24 protein-coding genes are annotated in these 20,676 nt (G+C 70.1%); 13 read left to right on the top strand and 11 right to left on the bottom strand.

Annotation, left to right across the window (positions count from 1 at the left end):
• The first annotated feature begins 35 nt into the window (after positions 1-35).
• The gene (locus ALI22I_RS45765) at positions 36-1,259 is read left to right on the top strand and encodes an ABC transporter substrate-binding protein (RefSeq protein ID WP_143532784.1); all 1,224 of its coding nucleotides are present in this window, start codon (positions 36-38) and stop codon (positions 1,257-1,259) included.
• 46 nt (positions 1,260-1,305) lie between these two features.
• The gene (locus tag ALI22I_RS45760) at positions 1,306-1,749 is read left to right on the top strand and encodes an SRPBCC family protein (protein WP_077011772.1); all 444 of its coding nucleotides are present in this window, start codon (positions 1,306-1,308) and stop codon (positions 1,747-1,749) included.
• Here the strand turns inward: ALI22I_RS45760 and ALI22I_RS45755 are convergent.
• From ALI22I_RS45755 to ALI22I_RS45740, 4 genes are all read right to left on the bottom strand, one after another.
• Positions 1,746-3,323 (bottom strand): phytoene desaturase family protein, encoded by a 1,578-nt coding sequence (locus ALI22I_RS45755; protein ID WP_077011771.1) that lies wholly within the window; start codon positions 3,321-3,323, stop codon positions 1,746-1,748. The genes ALI22I_RS45760 and ALI22I_RS45755 overlap by 4 nt on opposite strands.
• Positions 3,320-4,345: an NAD-dependent epimerase/dehydratase family protein gene (locus ALI22I_RS45750; RefSeq protein ID WP_077011770.1), complete on the bottom strand. Its 1,026-nt coding sequence runs from the start codon at positions 4,343-4,345 to the stop codon at positions 3,320-3,322. Before ALI22I_RS45750 ends, ALI22I_RS45755 begins: the two co-directional genes overlap by 4 nt.
• 15 nt (positions 4,346-4,360) lie before the next feature.
• Positions 4,361-6,685 carry a Tex family protein gene (locus tag ALI22I_RS45745; RefSeq protein ID WP_077011769.1) on the bottom strand — a complete coding sequence of 775 codons (2,325 nt, stop codon included), beginning with the start codon at positions 6,683-6,685 and terminating at the stop codon, positions 4,361-4,363.
• A gap of 175 nt (positions 6,686-6,860) precedes the next feature.
• Positions 6,861-7,355 (bottom strand): hypothetical protein, encoded by a 495-nt coding sequence (locus ALI22I_RS45740; protein WP_077011768.1) that lies wholly within the window; start codon positions 7,353-7,355, stop codon positions 6,861-6,863.
• Positions 7,356-7,857: 502 nt separating this feature from the next.
• Here ALI22I_RS45740 and ALI22I_RS54970 point away from each other — a divergent pair.
• Entirely contained in the window at positions 7,858-7,992 is a 135-nt protein-coding gene (locus ALI22I_RS54970; protein ID WP_274523057.1) for a hypothetical protein, read from the top strand.
• 4 nt (positions 7,993-7,996) lie between these two features.
• Here ALI22I_RS54970 and ALI22I_RS45730 read toward each other — a convergent pair whose 3' ends face one another.
• Entirely contained in the window at positions 7,997-8,533 is a 537-nt protein-coding gene (locus ALI22I_RS45730; protein WP_077011767.1) for an AAA family ATPase, read from the bottom strand.
• Positions 8,534-8,634: 101 nt separating this feature from the next.
• Between ALI22I_RS45730 and ALI22I_RS45725 the strand changes: the two genes are divergently transcribed.
• Positions 8,635-9,495 (top strand): patatin-like phospholipase family protein, encoded by an 861-nt coding sequence (locus tag ALI22I_RS45725; protein ID WP_238598905.1) that lies wholly within the window; start codon positions 8,635-8,637, stop codon positions 9,493-9,495.
• A 5-nt stretch (positions 9,496-9,500) separates the two neighbouring features.
• Positions 9,501-10,385: an alpha/beta fold hydrolase gene (locus ALI22I_RS45720; RefSeq protein WP_077011766.1), complete on the top strand. Its 885-nt coding sequence runs from the start codon at positions 9,501-9,503 to the stop codon at positions 10,383-10,385.
• On the opposite strand, the gene ALI22I_RS45715 is transcribed toward ALI22I_RS45720, so the two are convergent.
• Together ALI22I_RS45715 and ALI22I_RS45710 are read right to left on the bottom strand one after the other, a co-directional pair.
• Positions 10,382-10,558 (bottom strand): DUF397 domain-containing protein, encoded by a 177-nt coding sequence (locus ALI22I_RS45715; protein ID WP_238598904.1) that lies wholly within the window; start codon positions 10,556-10,558, stop codon positions 10,382-10,384. The two genes, ALI22I_RS45720 and ALI22I_RS45715, sit on opposite strands and share 4 nt — an antisense overlap.
• Positions 10,555-11,415 carry a helix-turn-helix domain-containing protein gene (locus ALI22I_RS45710; protein WP_077011765.1) on the bottom strand — a complete coding sequence of 287 codons (861 nt, stop codon included), beginning with the start codon at positions 11,413-11,415 and terminating at the stop codon, positions 10,555-10,557. The genes ALI22I_RS45715 and ALI22I_RS45710 overlap by 4 nt, the downstream gene beginning before the upstream one ends.
• Before the next feature lie 87 nt (positions 11,416-11,502).
• On the opposite strand from ALI22I_RS45710, the gene ALI22I_RS45705 reads away from it, so the two are divergent.
• Positions 11,503-11,724, top strand: coding sequence for a hypothetical protein (locus tag ALI22I_RS45705; protein WP_077011764.1), 222 nt, complete (start codon positions 11,503-11,505; stop codon positions 11,722-11,724).
• On the opposite strand, the gene ALI22I_RS45700 is transcribed toward ALI22I_RS45705, so the two are convergent.
• The gene (locus ALI22I_RS45700) at positions 11,705-13,093 is read right to left on the bottom strand and encodes a WS/DGAT/MGAT family O-acyltransferase (protein WP_077012112.1); all 1,389 of its coding nucleotides are present in this window, start codon (positions 13,091-13,093) and stop codon (positions 11,705-11,707) included. The genes ALI22I_RS45705 and ALI22I_RS45700 overlap by 20 nt on opposite strands.
• 192 nt (positions 13,094-13,285) lie before the next feature.
• Here ALI22I_RS45700 and ALI22I_RS45695 point away from each other — a divergent pair, with 192 nt between their 5' ends.
• The 6 genes from ALI22I_RS45695 (at position 13,286) to ALI22I_RS45670 (ending at position 18,198) form a co-directional block, all read left to right on the top strand.
• Positions 13,286-14,083, top strand: coding sequence for a lipase family alpha/beta hydrolase (locus ALI22I_RS45695; protein ID WP_083752497.1), 798 nt, complete (start codon positions 13,286-13,288; stop codon positions 14,081-14,083).
• 211 nt (positions 14,084-14,294) lie between these two features.
• Positions 14,295-15,062: a rhamnogalacturonan acetylesterase gene (locus ALI22I_RS45690; protein WP_238598903.1), complete on the top strand. Its 768-nt coding sequence runs from the start codon at positions 14,295-14,297 to the stop codon at positions 15,060-15,062.
• A gap of 281 nt (positions 15,063-15,343) precedes the next feature.
• On the top strand, positions 15,344-16,276 hold the full coding sequence (locus tag ALI22I_RS45685; protein ID WP_077011763.1) for a hypothetical protein: 933 nt from the start codon (positions 15,344-15,346) through the stop codon (positions 16,274-16,276).
• A 228-nt stretch (positions 16,277-16,504) separates the two neighbouring features.
• Positions 16,505-17,125 (top strand): hypothetical protein, encoded by a 621-nt coding sequence (locus ALI22I_RS45680; RefSeq protein WP_077011762.1) that lies wholly within the window; start codon positions 16,505-16,507, stop codon positions 17,123-17,125.
• A gap of 46 nt (positions 17,126-17,171) precedes the next feature.
• Complete coding sequence (locus tag ALI22I_RS45675) at positions 17,172-17,933, top strand: enoyl-CoA hydratase/isomerase family protein (RefSeq protein ID WP_077011761.1); 762 nt, start codon at positions 17,172-17,174, stop codon at positions 17,931-17,933.
• Positions 17,934-18,012: 79 nt separating this feature from the next.
• A complete protein-coding gene (locus tag ALI22I_RS45670; RefSeq protein ID WP_143532782.1) occupies positions 18,013-18,198 on the top strand; it encodes a hypothetical protein in 186 nt (61 codons plus the stop codon).
• A 162-nt stretch (positions 18,199-18,360) separates the two neighbouring features.
• Here ALI22I_RS45670 and ALI22I_RS45665 read toward each other — a convergent pair whose 3' ends face one another.
• Genes ALI22I_RS45665 through ALI22I_RS45655 form a run of 3 tightly spaced genes read right to left on the bottom strand, consistent with a single transcriptional unit; the run spans position 18,361 to position 19,651 of the window.
• Positions 18,361-18,645, bottom strand: coding sequence for a DUF4235 domain-containing protein (locus ALI22I_RS45665; RefSeq protein ID WP_077011759.1), 285 nt, complete (start codon positions 18,643-18,645; stop codon positions 18,361-18,363).
• A complete protein-coding gene (locus tag ALI22I_RS45660; protein WP_077011758.1) occupies positions 18,642-19,202 on the bottom strand; it encodes a DUF3618 domain-containing protein in 561 nt (186 codons plus the stop codon). The genes ALI22I_RS45665 and ALI22I_RS45660 overlap by 4 nt, the downstream gene beginning before the upstream one ends.
• A complete protein-coding gene (locus ALI22I_RS45655; protein WP_083752494.1) occupies positions 19,199-19,651 on the bottom strand; it encodes a phage holin family protein in 453 nt (150 codons plus the stop codon). The genes ALI22I_RS45660 and ALI22I_RS45655 overlap by 4 nt, the downstream gene beginning before the upstream one ends.
• 82 nt (positions 19,652-19,733) lie before the next feature.
• Between ALI22I_RS45655 and ALI22I_RS45650 the strand changes: the two genes are divergently transcribed.
• Complete coding sequence (locus tag ALI22I_RS45650; protein ID WP_077011757.1) at positions 19,734-20,660, top strand: YihY/virulence factor BrkB family protein; 927 nt, start codon at positions 19,734-19,736, stop codon at positions 20,658-20,660.
• The last annotated feature ends 16 nt before the right edge of the window (positions 20,661-20,676 follow it).

Genomic DNA, 20,676 nt, shown 5'->3' with positions numbered 1-20,676 from the left:
TTACCCATCGGTAACGTGAGTGACGGGAGTCAGTGGTGCGCAACCTCGTCGTCGGATCAGCCGTGCTCGCCCTGCTCGCCGCCGCCGGTTGCGGCGCCGAGGACGAGAAGCCGATCAAGGCGGGGCCGGGCGTCACCGCCGACACCATCTCCCTCGGCGTGCTCACCGACATGACCGGTCCGTTCTCGCCCACGTCGCTCATCCGGATCAAGGGCTACGAGCTGTTCCTGGGCGAGCTCAACGAACGCGGCGGCATCTGCGGGCGCAAGGTCGAGCTCAAGCAGGCCGACCACGGCTACGACGTCGACCGGGCGTTGGAGGCGTACTTCGACCTGGAGCCGCAGGTGCTCGGGTTCATGGACGTCACCGGCACGCCGATGACCGAGGCCATCGAGCCGGACCTGATGCAGACCCGCGCCATCGCCGCGCCCGCGTCCTGGTCGGCGAGCCTGCTGGGCAACCCGCACATGGTCATCGTCGGCACCACCTACGACCTCGACGTGATCAACGGGCTGGACCACGTCAAGCGGGCGGGGCTGATCGGCGAGGGCGACACGATCGGGCACATCCACGTCGACAGCGACTACGGGCGCAACGCGCTCGAAGGCAGTGCGTTCGCCGCCGAGAAGTGGGGCATGACGCTGGTGTCCAAGGCCGTGCCGGAGACCACCGACGTGGTCGCCCAGGTCGCCGAGCTCAAGGCGGCGGGTGCGCGGGCGGTGTTCCTGAGCACGTCGCCGCAGCAGACCGCGACCGCCGTCGCCACCGCGGAGCGGATCGGCTGGGACGTGCCGTTCCTGGTCAACGCGGTCGGGTACGACCCGCTGATCCTGGACTCGCCGGCCGCGGCCGCGGTGGTGAAGCGGGTGCAGGTGGTGTCGCCGATCGCGCCGTTCGCCACCGACCTGCCGGGGCCGCGTGCGGTCGCCGAGGCGTTCACGCGCAAGTACCCGGACCTGAAGCCGACCGGGTCGGTCGACCACGGTTACGTGATCGGCATGGCGTTCGCCGCGATCCTGGAGAAGGCGTGCGCGGCGCGTGACCTGACCCGTGACGGCGTGCTGCGGGCGTTCCAGGAGACGAACAAGGTCGAGACGAACAGCCTCACCGGGCAGCTGCGGTTCTCGCTGGTCGGTCGGCCGTCCAGCACGCAGTCCTACATCGCCAAGCCGGACCCGGCGACGCCCGGCGGGCTGGCCGTGGTCGCCAACCTGTTCGAATCCGACCTGGTCAAGCTCAAGGGCACGCGTGCCAAGTAGCCCTTGCGGGTAGTTTTCCCCGCTCCGGTTGGGGAATCCGCTGGGCATGATCGAGGTGCGCACGACGGTGCCGACGTCGGTGGAGCGGGTGTTCGCGGTGTTGGCCGACGGCTGGTCCTACGCGAGCTGGGTGGTGGGCGCCGCCCACATCCGCCAGGTCGACCCGGGCTGGCCCGGCACCGGCACCCGGATTCACCACAGCATCGGCGTGTGGCCGGCGGCGGTGAAGGACGTGACCACCGTGCTGGACGTCGACCCGCCCCGGATGCTGGAACTGGAAGCGCGCATGTGGCCGATGGGTGCGGCGCGGATACGGTTCGAGCTGAAGACCGTGTCCGACGGCGCCGAGATCACCATGTTGGAAGAGGCCGTCAAGGGACCCATATCCCTCCTGCCCGAGTCCGTCCAGTCCCTGTTCCTGGCGCCGCGCAACCGCGAATCCCTACGCCGCCTGGACGACCTGGCCGTCCGCAAAGGCACGGTCGGCTAGTAGAGGGTGCGGTGCAGGCCTCGGATCATGAGGCGGTAGGCGTCGCCGGCCAGGCCGTTGCGGGTCAGGGCGGCGCGGGCGGCGTTGGCGCCGGGGGCGCCGTGGACGCCGCCGCCGGGGTGGGCGGAGGCGCTGGAGAGGTACAGGCGGTCGATGGGGGTGTCGGCGCGGGCCAGGCCCGGGACGGGGCGGAAGATCAGCTGTTGGTGGATGGCGGCTGTGCCGGAGTTGATCGAGCCGCCGATCAGGCTTTGGTTGCGTGCCTCCAGGTCGGCTGGGCCGTGGAGGATGCGTGCTCGGATCGAGGCGCGGAAGCCAGGTGCGTGCTGTTCGATCAGCTGCTCCACGCGGTCGGCTCGGCGGCGTAGGCGGTCCGGGGACCAGCGTTCGCCGCGCGGCACGTGGGTGTACGCCCAGGCCGTTTCGGTGCCGGCGGGCGAGCGGGTCGGGTCGGTCGTGGTCATCTGGCCCATGATCACGAACGGGGTGCGCGGCACCCGGCCGCACGCGATCTCCGTGCTGCTGAACGCCAACCCGTTGAAGTCGCCTCCCAAGTGGACGGTGCCGGCGCCGCGCACCGACGGGTTGGTCCACGGGATCGGGGTGTTCAACGCCCAGTCCACCTTGATCGTCGCGTCGTCCCACTCGAACCGGTCCAGGTCCGCCACCAGCCGTGGCGGCAGGTGGTCCGGGCCGACCAGGTCGAGGTACAACGTCGGCGCGGGCACGTCCGCCAGCACCGCCTTGCGCGCCCGCACGTAACCACCGGCCGCGTCACGCACCCCCAGAGCACGCCCACCGGCCACGACAACCTGCGTCACCGGCCGCGCGCACTGCACCACGCCACCCAGCCGCCGCACCAACGCCTGCGTCAACGCCCCGGCCCCGCCCTCCGGCACGGGATACCCCACGTCCTGCCCGAGCATCGACAGCAGCCACCCGAACGCCGCCCCGCCCGCCTGATCCGGCCCCAGATCGGTGTGCATCGCGTTGCCCGCCAACAACATCCGCGCGCCCTCACCCGAGAACCGCTCGTCCCCGAACGCCCGCACCGACTGCACGAACGACCGCACGAACCGCAACGCCTCACCCGGTCCCAACGCCCCCAACAGCCCCGCCCCCGCACGAAAAGGCGGGAACGGCCGCAACAGCCCGTCGAGCAACTCCGACCGCACCCGTTGCCACCGCTCGAACTCCGAACGCCACGCGTCACCGTCACCCGCGCCGAACGCCTCCACCGAGGCCGCCGTCCGGTCCACGTCCTGCGACAGCACCACCGCCCGGTCGTCCGGCAACAGGTGCGCCAGCACGTCCGGCGCCCGCCGCCACCGCAGCCCGTGCCGCTCCAAGCCCAGCCCGGCGATCGCCGGCGACGCCGCCCCCAACGGGTAGAACGCGCTGAACAGGTCGTGGTGGAACCCCGGCTCGGTCAGCTCGGCCGTCCGCACCGCCCCACCCGGCTCCTCGGCCGCCTCCAACACGAGCACGTCCCACCCCGCGTCGGCCAGCACGTTCGCCGCCACCAACCCGTTGGGACCGGACCCGATGACCACCGCGTCCACGACATCGCTCAACGCACGTCTCCCTGGCTCTGATGCACCGGCCGACCGAATCCCAGCCGACGCCACCGACTCCCGTGCTGCGGCGCGAGCGGCCCCCACGTCCCACGCCCCGCCGCGAGCGCCGCGATGAACGACGCCAACGCCTCACGCGGATCGTGCATCGGCGCCCAGCCCAGCGCCCGCATCCGACCGGAGTCCACAACGGACACCTGATCGGCCAGCCGCAACCAGCCGGGGTGCACCGGTTGCAGACCCACGCGCCACGTCGGCCAGGCCAACGCCCGCAACACGCCCAACGGCACCGGCACCAGGAACCCGCCCACCACCGCCGCCAACTCCGGCGCGCGCAACGGCGGATCGGCGGCGATGTTGTACGCGCCCACCGCGCGCCGCCGCAGGATCACCTGAAGAGCCCGAGCCACGTCCTCCGCGTGCACGATCTGCATCCGCAGCCCCGGCCACAACGGCACCGGCAGCCACCGCCGCCCCAACACCCCGGGCGGGATCAACGGGCTCAGCGTCCACCGGTCGATCTCCGCGCCCGCGTCCGGCTGCACGACCGCGCAAGGCCGCACCACCGCCACCCCGGGCTGTCCGACCAGCAACCGCTCCAGCTCGGCCTTCTGCGCGCTGTAGGCGCTACCCGGCACCCCGCCGCACGGCCAGCCCTCGTCCACGGGAGCCGACGCCGGCGTGTAGGCCGCGACCGACGACGCCACCACGACGTGCGGCACACCCGCCCGTCGGGCGGCTCGCAGCACGTGGGAAGTGCCGGTGATGTTGGTGCGCCGCATGTCCGGTTCACCCGGCGTGGGCTGCACCGCCCACGCCAGGTGCACCACCGCGTCCGCACCCGCGAACGCCCTGCTCAACACCACCTCGGCGGCCGTCGCGCTGATATCGCAGCTCACCCACCCGGGTGAACCGGGCGGTATCCGCCGCGCGACGCCCACCACCGGGTCGCCCGCATCGGCGAGCACCCGGCGCAGGGCCGTCCCCACGTTGCCGCTGGCACCCGTGACGACGACCCTCATGGCCCGTGAGTACCCCTACTTGCCCCCGCCAAGCCCGGCCCGGCGCAGCGCCTCGGCCATCGCGCCGTTCGCCGGCGGGCGCTGCTCCTGCTGACGGGGCTTGCCCCCGCCGCGTTGCCCGCCGCGCTGACCACCACCACGTTGCTGACCGCCGCGTTGGCCTTCCTCGCGCGGCGGCTTGCGGCCCGGCTCGTCCTCCAGCCGCAGCGTCAGCCCGATCCGCTTGCGCGGGATGTCGACCTCCAGCACCTTCACCCGCACCACGTCACCGGACTTCACCACGTCCCGCGGGTCCTTGACGTAGGTGTTGGACAGCGCCGAGATGTGCACGAGACCGTCCTGGTGCACGCCGACGTCCACGAACGCGCCGAACGCGGCCACGTTGGTCACCACGCCCTCCAGCACCATGCCGGGCTTGAGGTCGGCGATCTTCTCCACGCCGTCGGCGAACGTCGCCGTCTTGAACGCCGGCCGCGGGTCGCGTCCCGGCTTCTCCAGCTCGCGCAGGATGTCGGTGACGGTCGGCAGGCCGAACTTGTCGTCCACGAACTCCTGCGGCCGCAGCGACTTCAGCACCGCGGTGTTGCCGATCAGCTGCTCACCGCCCGCGCGTTCCTGCATCCGACGCACCACCGGGTACGCCTCGGGGTGCACGGAGGAGGCGTCCAGCGGGTCGTCGCCGTTCGGGATGCGCAGGAAGCCCGCGCACTGCTCGAACGCCTTCGGACCCAGCCGCGCCACGTCCTTCAGCGCCCGGCGCGAGCGGAACGGGCCGTTGCTGTCGCGGTGCAGCACGATGTTCTCGGCCAGACCGGCGGTGATGCCGGAGACCCGGGTCAACAGCGGCACGGACGCCGTGTTCAGGTCCACGCCGACCGCGTTCACGCAGTCCTCGACCACCGCGTCCAGCGAGCGCGACAGCTTCGACTCGGACAGGTCGTGCTGGTACTGGCCCACGCCGATCGACTTCGGGTCGATCTTCACCAGCTCGGCCAGCGGGTCCTGCAGCCGGCGGGCGATGGACACCGCGCCGCGCAGCGACACGTCCATCCCCGGCAGCTCGGCCGACGCGAACGCCGACGCCGAGTACACCGACGCGCCCGCCTCGGACACCACAGCCTTGGTCAACTTCAGCTCGGGGTGCCGTTTGAGCAGGTCGGCGGCGAGCTTGTCGGTCTCCCGCGACGCGGTGCCGTTGCCGATCGAGATCAGGTCGACGTCGTGCTTCTTGGCCAGCGCGGCCAGCTTGGCGATCGACTCGTCCCACCGGTTCGCGGGCACGTGCGGGTAGATCACGTCGGTGTCCACGACCTTGCCGGTCGCGTCGACCACGGCCACCTTCACACCGGTCCGGAAGCCGGGGTCCAGGCCCATGGTGGCGCGCGTGCCGGCCGGGGCCGCCAGCAGCAGGTCCCGCAGGTTCGACGCGAACACCTTCACCGCCTCGTCCTCGGCGAACGCCCGCAGCCGGGACCGCAGGTCGATGCCCAGGTGCACGAGAATCCGGGTCCGCCACGCCCAGCGCACGGTGTCGCCCAGCCACCGGTCGGCCGGACGGCCCTGGTTGTCCACCCCGAACCGGGACGCGATGCGCGCCTCGTAGCCGGTGGGCTCGTCCTCGTCGGCCGGGTCGAACTGGAGGTCCAGCACCTCTTCCTTCTCGCCGCGCAGCAGCGCGAGGATGCGGTGCGAGGGCAGCTTGGTGAACGGCTCGGAGAAGTCGAAGTAGTCGGAGAACTTCGCCCCGTCCTCCTCCTTGCCCTCCCGGACCTTGGACACCACCCGACCCTGGCCCCACATGCGTTCCCGCAGGTCACCGAGGAGGTCGCCGTCCTCGCCGAACCGCTCGACCAGGATCGCGCGCGCACCCAGCAACGCGGCGGCCACGTCCGCGACCTCCTCGGTCACGTACGCCTTCGCCACCTCCTGCGGGTCCTGCGTCGGGTCGTTCAACAGCCCGTCGGCCAGCGGTTCCAGGCCCTGCTCACGGGCGATCTGCGCCTTGGTCCGCCGCTTCGGCTTGTACGGGAGGTAGAGGTCTTCCAGCCGGGCCTTGGAGTCGGCGGCCAGGATCGAGGCCTCCAGCGCCTCGTCCAGCTTGCCCTGGGACCGGATGGAGTCGAGCACAGCCGCCCGACGCTCTTCGAGCTCGCGGAGGTAGCCCAGCCGCTCCTCCAGCGTGCGCAGCTGGGTGTCGTCGAGCATGCCGGTCGCTTCCTTGCGGTACCGGGCGATGAAGGGAACGGTGGAACCACCGTCGAGCAGGTCGACGGCGGCACTGACCTGCCCGGCCCGCACCCCTAGCTCGTCGGCGATCCTCTGGTGAATGGCTGTGGTCACAGCGAGCCATTGTGCCCTGCCCGGCCGGCCACGTTCGGGCACCCCGGTGACGTCGGGCGGTGCCGGGGTCGCTCGTGCTCGCCGCTGTCGAGAACCCGTGTCCGGGTCGGGCGACCTCGACGCCTCGGTGACGTCCGCTGAGGCATCAGGGTGTTCGTCCTTTCCGCCAGGAGGATCACGAGCCGAAGAAGTCGGTCTCGCCTACGTCGAGGGGGATGACCCGGCCGTCGCTGCGGGCCGTGGCGAACAAGTCGCCCACGGCCACCGCCGTGGTGCCGTCTGGGCCGACGAGGGCGCGATCGACCCGGGACCCGACCTCCACCGCGGCCAGCCGCGCGCCGTGGAACGAGGTGGCGCCCACCGGGACCTCCCGACCGTCGGCCGCGACGCGGACCAGCACGCTGCCCGGGGCGGCGCCCGGTGCCTGCCGCAACCCGATCCGCTCGGGCGAACCGGGGTTCACCCCGGCCTCCACGGCGGTCGCGCTGGGCGGCGCGGCGAAACCCGACTGCATCTCGACGTCCGGCTCCGGCGTCAGCAGGTAGGACCCGCCGAAGAACAGCACGCCGAACAGCACCGGCGGCAGCAGGAACAGCGGGAGCCGGTGCCGAGGGGGTCGCGGCGTCTCGTAGGGCATGACCGGCGAGTACTGCGGTGGTGTCTGGTACATCGGTGTCCCCCGTTCGATCGTGATGGCGCAAAGCTCCGGCCGCGCCCGCGTCGGCTACGGCCGGTGTGCCTGCGTTGGACCTCGCTGTGTTGCAGGCGGAACGAGCGGTCGCTGTGTCTGCTGTGGAGCATTTCCTGGACGATCCGGACGCGGTGGAGCGGACGTTGGCGGCGGTGGTGGCGTTCGGTGTGCCGACGTCCGATCCGGAGTTGGACGCGTTGGCGGAGCGGGTTGCTGTGCTCGCCGAGGACTACGGGGTGGTGCTCGGCCCGGTTGAGGCGCGGAGTCGGGGCTCGTTCGCCCTTGCGGCCGGCGGTGCGGATCACTGTGCTGGCTGGTTCGTCCACTGTGGATTGGGCGTTGGTGCCCCATGGCGTGGTGGACGCCGCCGCGCCCGCCGAGTGGGCCGTCGTGCGGCGGCAGGGGAAGAGCTAGCGGTGTACGACGGGCTGATGCGCGGGAGCTGCGGACGTCGCTCGGGTTGCCGTGGGAGGGGTACGACGTGATCGCCGAGGGGGTGGCGACGAGCGTGGGGGAGTGGGCCGACGCGGGCGCTACCTGGTGGATCGAGTCGGACTGGGACACCACGGTCGACGCGGTGCGCGACCGGATCGCTGCCGGACCGCCGTCGGTGTGAGCTGTCAGCCGGGGAGGGCGGCCAGGACTTGGTCCGCCAGTTGGGCGGGGGTGTGCTGGTCCGACCTGAGGACGAGGGTGTCCGGGGGCAGGGTGGCTCGCGCGGCCACGCAGCGGTCGACGTTGCGGAGGCGGAAGGCTCGGGCGTTGGCGTCGACCTGCGGGTCGTCATCGAGGACCTGGGTGTTGATGCGGTGACGCAGTTCCTCGGCGGCCAGGTCGAGGAAGACGTGCAGGACGGGGACGTCTGCTTCGGCGAGGAACTTGAAGACCTCGTCCCGGTAGCCGGTGTCGACCAGGGTCATGGGCGTGATGACGTGGTGGTCGTACTCGCGGTGCAGGCCGATGGCGAACTCGGCGGTGAGCTTGCGCCACAGCGGCAGGTCCTGGAAGTCACCGCTGTCCGGCAGGGGCACCCACTTGCGGAGCAGGTAGCCGACGTACTCGGGGTCGAACGGCAGGGCGTCCGGCAGCCGGCGGTGCAGTTCCTCGGCCAGGGTCGTCTTGCCGGCGCCGAACGCGCCGTTGATCCACACGATCACCCGCTACCCCCCTTGTGATCCCCTCCCGACTCTAAATGACCTTGTGCGCGGCACGCCGGCCGCCCGGGCGGTGCGTCCGGTCGGGTGAGACGATCCGGGCCGTGGTGGACCTTCCCGGACCCGTCGGGTTCGTGCTCGGTGGTGGTGGCAGCCTGGGCGCCGGCCAGGTCGGCATGTTGCGTGCCCTGGCCGAGGGCGGTGTCGTGCCGGATCTTGTCGTGGGCACATCGGTCGGGTCGGTCAACGGGTCGTTGCTCGCGTTGGACCCGGCCGGTGCGTTCGAACGGCTCGCCGCGATCTGGCAGCACATGACCAGGGCCCGCGTCTTCCCCGGCGGTCTGCTCGCGCAGGCCCGGACGTTGCGGCAGCACAAGACGCACCTGTTCCCCAACACCGGGCTGGGTGAGGTGTTGGGGTTCGGGCTGGGTGGCGTGCGGGACTTCGCCGAGCTGACCCTGCCGTTCGGCGCGGTGGCGGTGGACTCGGTGACCGGCACCGCCGTCACGTTGACCTCGGGTGATCTGGTGTCGGCGGTGCTGGCGAGCAGTGCGATTCCCGGTATCTACCCGGCGGTGCGGCGGGAGGGGCGGGTGCTCTACGACGGCGGCGTGCTGGCGAACGTGCCGATCCGCCAGGCGCTCGCCATGGGGGCGAAATCGCTGGTCGTGCTGGACTGCGCGTTCCCCGGGCACCTGCCGACCGTGCCGGCGACGTTGGCCGAGACGCTGCTGTTCTGGGCGACGTTGGGCACTCGCAACCAGGCGGTGCTGGAGGCTGAGTTGGCGTCGGTGGACGTGCCGATCGTCTACCTGCCCGGACCACCCGTGCAGCCGGTGACACCGCTCGATTTCGGGCACACCGCCCAGCTGATCGCGGCGTCCTACGAGGCCTCGAAGGCGTTCCTCGCGGGCGTCGAGGTCAAGGGTCCCGGTCTGTACGGCCACCCGTCCGGGACATACTGACCGGTATGACCACACTCGACCACTGGGGCGGGACCAGCCGGTACGTCGATCTGGACGGTCCGGTGCACTACGTCGACTTCGGCGGTGACGGGCCGCCGGTGGTGCTGGTGCACGGTTTGGGCGGATCGCACCTGAACTGGTGCCTGCTCGCGCCGCACCTGGTCGACCGGCACCGGGTGCTGGCCGTCGACCTCGCCGGGTTCGGTCTCACCCATCCGGAGGGGCGCTCCACGACGGTGCCCGCCAACGCGCGGCTGCTCGAACGGTTCCTCGCCGAGGTGGTCGGTGAGCCGGCGGTGCTGATCGGCAACTCGATGGGCGGGATGATCGCGATCCTGCACGCCGCCCGCCGTCCCGCGTCGGTCACCGCGCTGGCACTGCTGGACCCGGCCGTGCCGCTGCCCTTGGGTGTCCGCCTCGACCCGCAGGTGACGGCGGCGTTCGCGATGTACGCGGTGCCGGGCCTGGGCCAGTGGTTCCTGACGAAGTCACGTGTGGGGGTCCCGCCGCGCCGGCAGGTGAAACGGGTGCTGAACCTGGTGTGCGTCAACCCGGAGCTGGTGCCGGAGGAGATGATCCTGGCGTCGATGTCGCTGCTGGAGCAGCGCGCCGAGGTGCCGGGCCTGGACGAGGCCTTCCTCGCCGCTGCCCGTTCGGTGGTCTGGACGGGCGCGACCAAGCGCCGGTACTACGCCGCGATGAGCAGGGTGCGCGTGCCGGTCTACCTGATGTCGGGCGCCCAGGACCGCCTGGTGCCGGTCGCATCGGCCCGAGAAGTCGCCCGCCGCAACCCGTCCTGGCGGTTCGACGTCCTCGAAGGCGTCGGCCATGTCCCGCAGCTGGAAGTGCCGGAGCTGGTGGCCGAGCGGATCAAGGCCTGGCTCGCCTAGCGACGCAGGAACTTCGCCCAAGCGGCACGCGGGAACGACAGCATCGGCCCGGCCGGGTTCTTCGAGTCACGCACGTCGGTCGCGTCGGTGGTGAATCGGATCTCCACGCAGGCCGGGTTTTCGGCGCTACGACTCGACTTGAACCAGCCGGTGCGGTTGATCGGGTCGTTCACGCGAACTCCTTACCGATCTGCTCGATCAGGCCGAGCGATTCGGTCCGGTCGAGCGCGTAATCCATTGCCTGGCTGTGGGCCAGACTGTACTCGCGGATGCGCATCGGCTGATCGATCAGATCGGTGGTCGACACGGTCTCCTGCCACACCAAGTCGGGCAGCCTGCTGCTGGCGAAGCCGAGGATGTAGAAGGTCGATCCGCCGATGGCGTTGTGGTAGTCGGCGCTGAACGGCACGATCCGTACCTCGATCGTGTCCGGATGTTGGTTGATCTTCGCGACCAGGTGTTTGAGCTGTGCCGCCATCACCGTGCGGCCGCCGACCATCTGGCGCAGTCCTGATTCGGTGATCACCGTGGTGAGCCGGACCGGATCGTCGCCTTCGAGTCGCTGTTGCCGCTTCATCCTCACTTCGACGCGGCGGTTCGCTTCCGCCAGCCGGATGCTCGGCGCACCACCGTTCATGATCGCCATGGCGTAGTCCTCGGTCTGGAGCAGGCTGGTGATCATGCCCGCGCTGTAGGCGCGAATGCTCTCGGCGCCGGCCTCGAAACCGAAGTACCTGGACACCTCGGCGCTGAACATGGCGGAGTACGCGCTCCACCAAGCCCGCTTGCCCGCCGCCTCGCGAAGTTCTTGCAGTTCCTCGACTTCCGCCTCGTCGAACTCCAGGACTGCGGCCAGTTCGGCGAGTTTGCGTGCGTTGATCTTGAGCTTTCCGCTCTCGATGCCGGAGATGTACGACTGGCTGGTGCCGATCGCCTTCCCGGCGGACACGGCGGTGATGTCCATGAGTTCGCGGCGCTCGCGCAGTCGGAGGCCAAGCTCCCAGCCTGCTACTGAGGTTGACATCGACATGATCTTTCACCTGATCAGGTTGTGCTACTTGCTAATATTAGCGACCTTGGGCACGATCGTAACAGAGGCGGGAAGGGGGAGGCGGAAATGGGTCGGGCTCGGGTGCAGTTGTGGGCGCAGATTCCCAGTGATGTGTGGATCAACTACGAAGTCGAACCGGGTGGGGGTGCGGTGGTGTTCAAGATCGGTCAGGACGTGGAGTTGTACGTCGATCCACGGGCGTTGACCAAGATCGGTGAGGCGGCGGCGGAGGCGGTCGAGTTGGCGGGGGCGGTGGCGGCGGACAAGGTCAGCTCGCGGTCGCGGTGACGAGGTCGTCGAAGCCTGCGCGGATGCCGTCGGCCAGCACTTGCACGTCCGGCACGCCGTCGAAGTCCGCGTTGATGCCGAAGGTGATCTGGTCGAGGTAGGAGAAGATCCCGACGCTGATTCGCATGGTGCTGGCGATGGGCACGTACGGGTAGATCTCCGACAGACGCCTGCCGAGCATGTACAACGGGATGCGGGGGCCGGGGACGTTCGTCGTGACCGTCTGCAACAGCTGCTGCGGGAAACGCATGGCGGTGCGCGAACCCAGTGCCAGCAGGGTGGGGGCGGCGAAGTTGGACAGGTTGGTGAGCACGTCCGCGCCCGCTGCCTGGCGGCTGCTCTTCAGGTCGTCCATCTGCTCGCGGATCGATGCCAGGCGCGCCAACGGGTCCGGCTCGCTGACGGGCAGGTTCACCAGCACCGCGCTGACCCGGTTGTTCAGCACCCCGCGCTCGGCGGACGACCGCATCGACACCGGCACCATGCTGCGCACCACCTGACCGTCCGCCAGCTCGTCCCGTTTGGCGAGCAGGTCGCGGAACCCGTTCGTCACGGCGGTCAGGATGACGTCGTTCACCGTGCCACCGGTGACCTTGCGGACCGCCTTGATCTCGGCCAGGTTCGCCTTCGCCCACACCCAGCGCCGGTGCGGTCCGATCGGGCCGTTCAACGTCTTCGGGGTGCTGGTGGTGAGCCGTCGAGCCGTGGTCGGCAGGCTCTCCAGCACGGCACGGCCGATGTCCAGCACCTCCGAACCGCTGCGCAACCGCTTGGCCAACGCCGGGAACGCGGCCAAGTGCTTGACCGGCGTCAACACCGCGTCCCGCACCCCGTCCACGACGAGGTCCAACGTCGAAGGACTGGACGCGGGCTTCCACTGCACCGGCTCGGGCAGCGGTGCCTCCTCGCGCCAGTCCAGCAACACCTGCATCAGGTCGGTGCCCGCGACACCGTCGATCAGGCAGTGGTGGACCTTGGAGATGATCGCCCACCGGCCGCCCTCCAGCCCCTCGACCAACCACACCTCCCACAGCGGCTTGGCCAGGTCCAGGCGCTGCGCGAACAACCGTCCGGCGAGGTTGCGGAGCTGGTCGTCCGCGCCCGGCGCCGGCACCGCCGTGTGCCGGACGTGGTAGAGGATCTGGAAGTGCTCGTCGTCCACCCACACCGGGCGGCCGACGTGCAGTGGGAGCGCTTTCACCCGCTGCCGGTACCGGGGCACGTTGCCCAGCTTGGCCGCGAACAGCCGGACCACGTCGCCGTACGACGGGGCCGGACCTTCGAAAACCAGGACCGAGCCGACGTGCATGGGCACGTTCTCGTCCTCGATGAAGAAGAAACCCGCGTCCATCGCGCTCATCCGGTCCATGGCCCGACCGTAGGCCTGCGGCGACACCGCGGTCCAGGTGACGCGCGAGTGGCTGTTGAGACGGCCGGGCCATAAGAGGCCATAAGAGACGGCCGGCCATAAATCGAGACTTCTGGGTACTGGCGTAAACGATCGCCGCGAAACATCATGGTTACGTGGGGCGCGCTCGACGCGGAGCGGGGGGAGGGGCCAATGTCAGCACTACCGGACATCCCACCGGACCACCTTGACCTGCACGCGGCACCGGATTCCGCGCCGAGCCTGCTCTGGTACCTCACCGAGCCGACCCGGGCCGTCGTCGACATCGGCCAGTTCGCCGCCACCCGTGCGCTGCTGCGTGCCGCGCCGAGCGGCGACGGCCACACCGTCCTCGTCCTGCCGGGCCTCGGCGGGACCGACGCCTCCACCGCCATGCTGCGCAAGTTCCTCACCGGCCTGGGCTACGACGTGCACGGCTGGGGGCTGGGCCTGAACATCGGGCCGTCGGTCGAGGTCGTGCGCGGGATGCGCGAGTTGCTGCGGGAACTGGCCGTCGGCGGCAAGGTGAGCGTCGTCGGCTGGTCGCTGGGCGGCATCTTCGCCCGCGAACTGGCCCGCGATCACCCCGGGATGGTGCGCCAGGTGATCACGCTCGGCAGCCCGTACGCGATGACCGACCTGCGGCAGACGCGGGTCAACCCGGTGTACCGGCTGCTGGCCCGGTTCTACGTGTCCGGCGCGGACGTACCGCCACCCGAGCACACCCGCCCGCCGTTCCCGGTGCCGTCGACGTCGGTGTACTCGAAGTCGGACGGCATCGTGGCGTGGCAGGCGTGCGTCTCGACGCCCGGCGCGCGGCGGGAGAACGTCGCGGTGGCCTCCAGTCACCTCGGCTACGGCTACAACTCCTCCGTGCTGTGGGTGATCGCCGACCGCCTCGCCCAACGCGCGGGCCGCTGGCGCCCGTTCACCCCACCACCGGGCATGGCCCGGATGTTCCCGGCCGCTTAATCCGGTCGGCGAGTGCGGTTATCCGCCTGGAGCGCGCGGGGTACGGGCGCGCTGATCGATCCGTCGGTCTCGGGGAGCGCCCCAGGCCGTCGACCTCCGGAAGGGAAGACGACGCATGCTCCTCAAACGTCCGATGTGGCAACGGTTCAAGGGCCGACGGCTCGTCACGCCTGCGGTCATCGGTGTTGTGGCAGCGTTATCGATCGCTCCGATGGCCGTCACGGTGGCGGGTGCCTCGGCGGCGGCCCCCGTTCGTGTCTACATCGCGGGAGACTCCACCGGGTCGACTTATGTGTCCTCGCTGGCTCCCCGGACCGGCTGGGGGCAGGCGCTGCCGGTGTTCCTCACCTCCAAGGCCGTGGCGGTGAACGTGGCCAAGTCGGGGGCCAGTTCCAAGAGCTTCATCGACCTGGGCCGGCTCGACCACATCCTGGGCCTGATCAAGAGCGGTGACTACCTGCTCATCTCGTTCGGGCACAACGACGAGAAGATCGAGGACCCGACCCGCTACACCGAGCCGTCGACAACGTACAAGTCGTATCTCTCCCAGTACATCGACAAGAGCCGGGCCAAGGGAGCGATCCCGATCCTGATCACGCCCGTGGAACGACGCCGCTTCACCAGCGCGGGGGTCGCTTCCCCGTCGCACGGCGCCTACCCGGCGGCGATGCGCGAACTCGCGGCGGCCAAAGGCGTACCGCTGATCGACCTGACCGCGTCCAGCATGGCGCTGTGGAACCGCGAAGGCGTCGAGGGAACGAAGAAGCACTTCATGCACCTGGCGGCCGGGCAGTACCCCAACTACCCCGACGGCATCCAGGACAACACGCACTTCCAGGCGTTCGGTGCGATCGAGGTCGCCCGACTCATCGCCACCGCGTTGCGAAACCAGGGCGCCCTGCCGTCCACCTATCTCCGGCGACTCACCGAAACCATCCCCACCAGCGCGATCGTCTGGCCCACGACCGCACCGTACTGAGGCGAATACGACAACAGCTGCGCCGGGGCCGGTACCGGTACCAGCCACCGCCCGCCCTCCGTCCACGAGGCCATCGCGTCGTGGACGGGAGGGCGCGTCGTCTCAACGCGAATACCTCGCTGCCCCGATCAGGTGGAACGTTCGGCGTTCCGAAGGGTTCTGGCGGCCTGGCAGGCGTCTTGAAAATGACCACCTGAATATCTCTTGTGTTGGTCGTTTCTTCACCGCAGGGTTCAGCGCGGCCCGTTGGCTCCGACGGGCAACCCTGACGGAGGTGGAGCATGTCCCCTGCACGCAAGATCGCCGCGTCCCTGTTCGCGGCCGCCACGTTATCGGCATTCCTCACGACCCCGGCGCACGCCGCGACCGACGCCGAACTCGCCTTCCACTGGGCGCCGGTCCACTACCAGGACACGGACTCGTCCGACTACGACGCCGACTACCTGTCCTCTGTGGACTTCGACGGCGAGTGGAACGCGCTGAACAACTGGGAGAGCCAGGACGACTCGCTCGCCCGCCTCACCGGCGCCGCATACTACTCGGTCGTGGAGACCTCGACGCACTGGTTCGTGGTCTACAGCTTCTACCACCCGCGTGACTGGGAGGACTCGCCCGACCCGCTCGGGCTGACCACGCACGAGAACGACATGGAGGGCATGCTGGCGACGGTCCGCAAGGACGGTTCGGCCTACGGCAAGCTCGAAGCCGTGGTGACGGTGGCGCACAGCGACTTCTACTCCTACGTCCCGGCGGGCAGCACGTTCACCTCCGGACGGGAGGGCACCGACGGCACCCTGCGGCTCAACGGCACCCGGCCGACCACCCGCCAGGAAGCCAAGGGCCACGGCCTGTACGCGTGGAACGGCGCGGAGTTCCCCGGCGGCGACGGCGTGGTCTACGTGCCGAGCACGACCGGCGAGGTGCCGTCGGGCGGCAACGACCGGTCGGTCGGCTACCGGCTCGTGGACACCTTCGCCGCCGGTGGTCTGTGGGCGCAGCGCAACAGCTCCACCACGTTCGCGAGTTGGGGCACGTTCCGCGGTGACAACGGCAAGGACAACGCAGCCAACACCGCCTGGGGCTGGGACGACGCCAACGACGGCAACGACCTCCCGCGCGGCATGCTCGCCACCGACCCCGCCTACCTGGTCTCGGTCTACTTCGCCAACCGCGGCACGTTCAGCCTCACCTACACCCGCAACACCTACCGCTAAACCCGAGAGCCGAACCCCCAGCCCCCGCGTGTCCAACGTTCAGAACGCGCGTGTCCAACGTTCCGGTACCCCGAGTTGAACACTCAGGACAGTCGGCCGACGTTCCGAGTGTTCAACTCGGGTGTTCTGAATGTTGGACACGCGTGACGCGAACGTTGGACACGCGCGACTTGGGGGTTCGACTCTCGCTACCCGAGTGTTCGACTCTCGCGGTCTAAGGTGTGCGGCGTGACTGCTCGCACTTCCGCACCACCGTTGGCTCGACTGGTCACGGAGGTGTTGGCGCCGTGGGTGCTCGTGCTGAGCCTGCCGTTGTTGGTGGCTTGGCGTGCCACCAGGAGCCTGCCGGAGACGCTGCTGTGGGGCGCGGTGGTGGGGTTGACCGGGTCGGTCATCCCGATGGCGGTGATCGTGCGCGGTGCGCGGCGGGGCCGGTGGGAAGGCCACCACGTGACCAATCGCGAGGGACGGCTGGTGCCGTTGCTGGTCTGCGTGGCGTCACTCGGTCTGGGGATCGCCGCACTGACGTTCGGCGGTGCGCCGAGGGCGATGGTGGCGCTGGCGTTGTCGATGTTCCTCAGCCTGCTCATCTGCCTGGCGGTGACGTTCGGCCTGCCGGTGAACGGCGGGCGCGGCTGGAAGGTATCGGTCCACTCGGCGGTAGCGGCGGGCGCGGTGGCGGTCCTGACCATCACCTACGGCCCCTGGGTGCTCCTGGCCGCGCCGCTGGTGGCGTTGGTGGCCTGGTCACGGGTGGCGCTGGGCGACCACACGAAGGCGCAGGTCGTCGTCGGCGCGGTCCTGGGCGCGGTGATCGGCGGCTTGGCCTTCTCGATCCTCTCCTCGTGAGGGCGCTCACTCCCGGCGACCGCCGGTCACGCTTTACCCTCCGGTAATGACGCTGAGGCTCGACACCGCAGGCCCGGTGGCGGTGTTGACCATCGACCGCCCGGCCAAGCGCAACGCCATGAGCTACGACATGTGGTCCGCGCTGCCCGGCCTGCTGACCCAGGTGGAAAAAGACGACGCGGTGCGCGTGCTGGTGGTACGCGGTGGCGAGCACTTCTCGGCGGGCGCGGACATCAGCGAGTTCTCCACCCTGCGCAAGGGCGCGGACGGCGCGGCCCGGTACAGCGAGGCCGTGCACAACGGCGAACGCGCCATCGCCACCCTCGGCAAGCCCACCATCGCCGCGATCACCGGATTCTGCATCGGCGGCGGCTGCGAGATCGCGCTGGCTTGCGACCTGCGGGTGGCGGCGGCGGACGCCCGGTTCGGCATCACGCCCGCCAAGCTCGGCATCGTCTACAACTTCACTTCCACCAAGCGGTTGGTCGACGTGGTCGGCCCGGCGTGGGCGAAGCAGATCCTGTTCGGTGGCGAGATCGTCGACGCGGCCACCGCGCTGCGGATCGGCCTGGTCAACGAGGTGCACCCGGCCGACGCGCTGGAGGCGCGGGTCAAGCAGCTGTCCGAGACGATCGCCGCCCGCGCCCAGGTCAGCGTCCGCGGCGCGAAGCAGATCGTCAACCGGATCACCGACGGGCAGCACGACGAGGACGACGCCGTGCGGGCGCTGTACGACGAGGCCGTGCACAGCGCGGAGTACGCGGAGGGCGTGGCGGCGTTCCTGGAGAAGCGGACGCCCCGGTTCTGATCCGACGCTGTTAAGTCCGTTAGCCCGGCCGGGTGAATCGGACTGGTTCCAAGCGGGTGTGTCGGGGTACTTCGACGGCATGACCGAACCCGGAGAGCCAATCGAAGAACGCGACGAAGAAGACCTGGGTGAGACCGAAGGACCGATCAACCCCGATCCGCCGCACTCGGCGGGTACGCCCGAGCCGCCCAACCTCGACGTTGACCCGGAACAGTTCATCGACGAGGACGAGAAGCGCGGTAGGGCGGACGAACCGCCGTCATAGTGGAACATCCTCGCAGGTCAGAGGAGCCTGTGGGCCGCCCTGTCGTGGATGCGCCCTGTCGTGGATGCGGCCTGTCGTGGATGCGGCGCAAGGGGCACCTCTGACGCCCCAGGGCGAGGACTGGGCCAAGAGGACGAACCGCCCTCCTGGCCCAGCCGGGTGTCAGTCGCCGTCGTGCTTGTTCGTGTCACCGGGCCATTCGCCGGTGAGCCGGTCGTAGCCGGTGGCGCCACCCCGATCGATCGCGGCCTTCACCAGGCCGAAGATGGCGCCCTGGACGGTCGCGGCCAGCAGCACCTCGCCCCAGCCGCGGTCCTTCTGGGTCGCGGTCGGGGCTTCCTTGGTGCCGGTGATCAGCTTCCACACCTGGCCGAACAAAGCGCTGGCGGCGAGCCCGCCGAGCACGCTGAACAGCAGCCCGAGAGGTCGGTAGAGCAGCTTGCTCATGCCGACCGCCTCCTGCGCAGGAGCCTCCACAGCAGCAGCACGACGGCGACCGCGCCCGCCGTGACCGCGCCGGGGTGCCGGCGGGCCTGCTGCACGCCCTGCTCGACGCGCTGCTGCACGGGCGGCGGCAGCGCCTCGACCGCCTGGGCGGCCTTCTCGCTCACCTGGCCGGCGACCACACCGGCCTTCTCGCCGACCTGGCCCGCGACCTCGCTCGCCTTGTGGCCCACCTGACCTGCCACTTCGCTCGCCTTGTGGCCGACCTGGGTGGCCACGGCGCCGGCCTTCTCGCCGACCACACTGACCTGCTCGCCCGCCTTGTCGGCGGCGTGGCTGACCGCGGCGGTCGTCTTGCCCGCCGCCGCCGAGACGGCCGCGTTGGCCCGCGTAGCGGTCTCCTTCACCTGTTCCACTCCCTCGTGCGCCTTCTCCTTGACCCGTCCGGGCACGTCGGTCTTGTGCACGAGCGCTTCCACGGTGTTGCCGAGGTCGCGTCGGGTCTGCTCGACATCGGCGCGCAGCTCGTCCGGGTCCTTGGGGACGTCCTTGCCGCTCATCGGTGTGCCCTCTCGCTCACTGTGGCGATGTCCTGCTTGACGCCCGCGATGGCCTCTTCCGGCACCGGTGGGGTGCCGCGGTCGATCTGCTTGCGGCCGACCAGCGCGAGCACGCCCGCGACGGCGAACAGGGCCACCGCGACCACGAACGCCGCGATCCACGCCGGCATGACCGTGGCCAGCAACAGCACCAGCCCCGCGAGCACCGTCATCAGGCCGAACCAGGCCAGCACGCCCGCACCGCCGAGCAGCCCGGCACCGGTGCCGACGCGCTTGCCCTTGGTGCGCATCTCGGCCGCGGCCAACCGGATCTCGTCCCGCGCCAGCCGCGTCACCTGCTCCGACAGCCTGTTCACCAGTTCGGCGGTGGACGGCTCGTGGTCGGTGGCGTGCCCGGTGACGCGATCGGAGGTACGGTCGTCCGTGCGGGTGGTGGCGACGTGACTCATGTCCGTCTCCTCTCTCCACTCGACCTCCGACTACCCGAAAACGCGTGGGTGTACGCACCGTGTTCGGGGGAACCCGTCCGCCATGGCACAGGCACCCGAGGCGCCCACCCAACTGCCGAGGCGGTCGTGGTGGGCCGTGCTCAAGCGGACCGTCAAGGAGTTCAAGGACGACGACCTCACCGACTGGGCCGCCGCCCTGACCTACTACGCCGTGCTGTCGCTGTTCCCCGGTCTGCTGCTGTTGACCGCGCTGCTGGGGCTGCTCGGACCGAGCGCGACGCAGACCATTGTGGACAGCCTGGACGTGCTGGGGCCGGGCGAGGCCAAGGACACCATCGCGGGCGCGATCGAGAACTTGCAGAAGTCCGAGGCCAGCGGGCTGTTCGCGATCGTCGGTCTGGTCGCCGCGCTGTGGTCGGCCTCGGGGTACGTCGGCGCGTTCATGCGCGCGTCGAACTCGATCTACGACGTCGAGGAGGGCCGGCCGATCTGGAAGGTCATCCCGCTGCGACTGGCGCTGACGATCGGCGTGGTGGTGCTGCTGGCGCTGACAGCCCTCGGTGTGACGCTCACCGGAGGGGTGGCCGAGTGGCTGGGCAACCTGATCGGGCTGGGCCCGACGTTCGTGACGGTGTGGGACATCGCGAAGTGGCCGGTGCTGTTCCTGCTCGCCAGCCTGGCGATCGGCCTGCTGTTCTGGGCGTCGCCGAACGTGCGGCAGCCGAGCTTCCTGTGGATCACGCCGGGCGGCCTGGTCACCGTGCTGGTGTGGGTCGCCGCGTCGTTCGGCTTCGCGTTCTACGTGGCGAACTTCGGGTCCTACAACAAGACCTACGGCTCACTGGCCGGTGTGATCATCTTCCTGGTGTGGCTGTGGATCTCGAACCTGGCGCTGCTGCTCGGCGCGGAACTGGACGCGGAGCTGGAGCGGGGCCGGCGGATCGAGGCCGGACAGCCCGCGGGGCAGGACCCGGTGGCCCCACCCCGCGACACGACCGCGATGGACTGATCGGTGGATCGGATCG

The sequence above is a fragment of the Saccharothrix sp. ALI-22-I genome, from assembly GCF_001984175.1.
Lineage (GTDB): Bacteria > Actinomycetota > Actinomycetes > Mycobacteriales > Pseudonocardiaceae > Actinosynnema.
Note: the sequence above shows the minus strand (reverse complement) of the source record. Positions and strands in the feature narration are given on the sequence as shown.

What these genes read in the sequence shown, in the direction of transcription:
- ALI22I_RS45760 (WP_077011772.1), top strand. Translation starts at nt 1,306, where the DNA reads ATGATCGAGGTGCGCACGACGGTGCCGACGTCGGTGGAGCGGGTGTTC.
- ALI22I_RS45750 (WP_077011770.1), bottom strand. Translation starts at nt 4,345, where the DNA reads ATGAGGGTCGTCGTCACGGGTGCCAGCGGCAACGTGGGGACGGCCCTG.
- ALI22I_RS45740 (WP_077011768.1), bottom strand. Translation starts at nt 7,355, where the DNA reads ATGTACCAGACACCACCGCAGTACTCGCCGGTCATGCCCTACGAGACG.
- ALI22I_RS45720 (WP_077011766.1), top strand. Translation starts at nt 9,501, where the DNA reads ATGACCACACTCGACCACTGGGGCGGGACCAGCCGGTACGTCGATCTG.
- ALI22I_RS45710 (WP_077011765.1), bottom strand. Translation starts at nt 11,415, where the DNA reads ATGTCGATGTCAACCTCAGTAGCAGGCTGGGAGCTTGGCCTCCGACTG.
- ALI22I_RS45705 (WP_077011764.1), top strand. Translation starts at nt 11,503, where the DNA reads ATGGGTCGGGCTCGGGTGCAGTTGTGGGCGCAGATTCCCAGTGATGTG.
- ALI22I_RS45700 (WP_077012112.1), bottom strand. Translation starts at nt 13,093, where the DNA reads ATGGACCGGATGAGCGCGATGGACGCGGGTTTCTTCTTCATCGAGGAC.
- ALI22I_RS45695 (WP_083752497.1), top strand. Translation starts at nt 13,286, where the DNA reads ATGTCAGCACTACCGGACATCCCACCGGACCACCTTGACCTGCACGCG.
- ALI22I_RS45690 (WP_238598903.1), top strand. Translation starts at nt 14,295, where the DNA reads ATGGCCGTCACGGTGGCGGGTGCCTCGGCGGCGGCCCCCGTTCGTGTC.
- ALI22I_RS45685 (WP_077011763.1), top strand. Translation starts at nt 15,344, where the DNA reads ATGTCCCCTGCACGCAAGATCGCCGCGTCCCTGTTCGCGGCCGCCACG.
- ALI22I_RS45675 (WP_077011761.1), top strand. Translation starts at nt 17,172, where the DNA reads ATGACGCTGAGGCTCGACACCGCAGGCCCGGTGGCGGTGTTGACCATC.
- ALI22I_RS45670 (WP_143532782.1), top strand. Translation starts at nt 18,013, where the DNA reads ATGACCGAACCCGGAGAGCCAATCGAAGAACGCGACGAAGAAGACCTG.
- ALI22I_RS45665 (WP_077011759.1), bottom strand. Translation starts at nt 18,645, where the DNA reads ATGAGCAAGCTGCTCTACCGACCTCTCGGGCTGCTGTTCAGCGTGCTC.
- ALI22I_RS45660 (WP_077011758.1), bottom strand. Translation starts at nt 19,202, where the DNA reads ATGAGCGGCAAGGACGTCCCCAAGGACCCGGACGAGCTGCGCGCCGAT.
- ALI22I_RS45655 (WP_083752494.1), bottom strand. Translation starts at nt 19,651, where the DNA reads ATGAGTCACGTCGCCACCACCCGCACGGACGACCGTACCTCCGATCGC.
- ALI22I_RS45650 (WP_077011757.1), top strand. Translation starts at nt 19,734, where the DNA reads ATGGCACAGGCACCCGAGGCGCCCACCCAACTGCCGAGGCGGTCGTGG.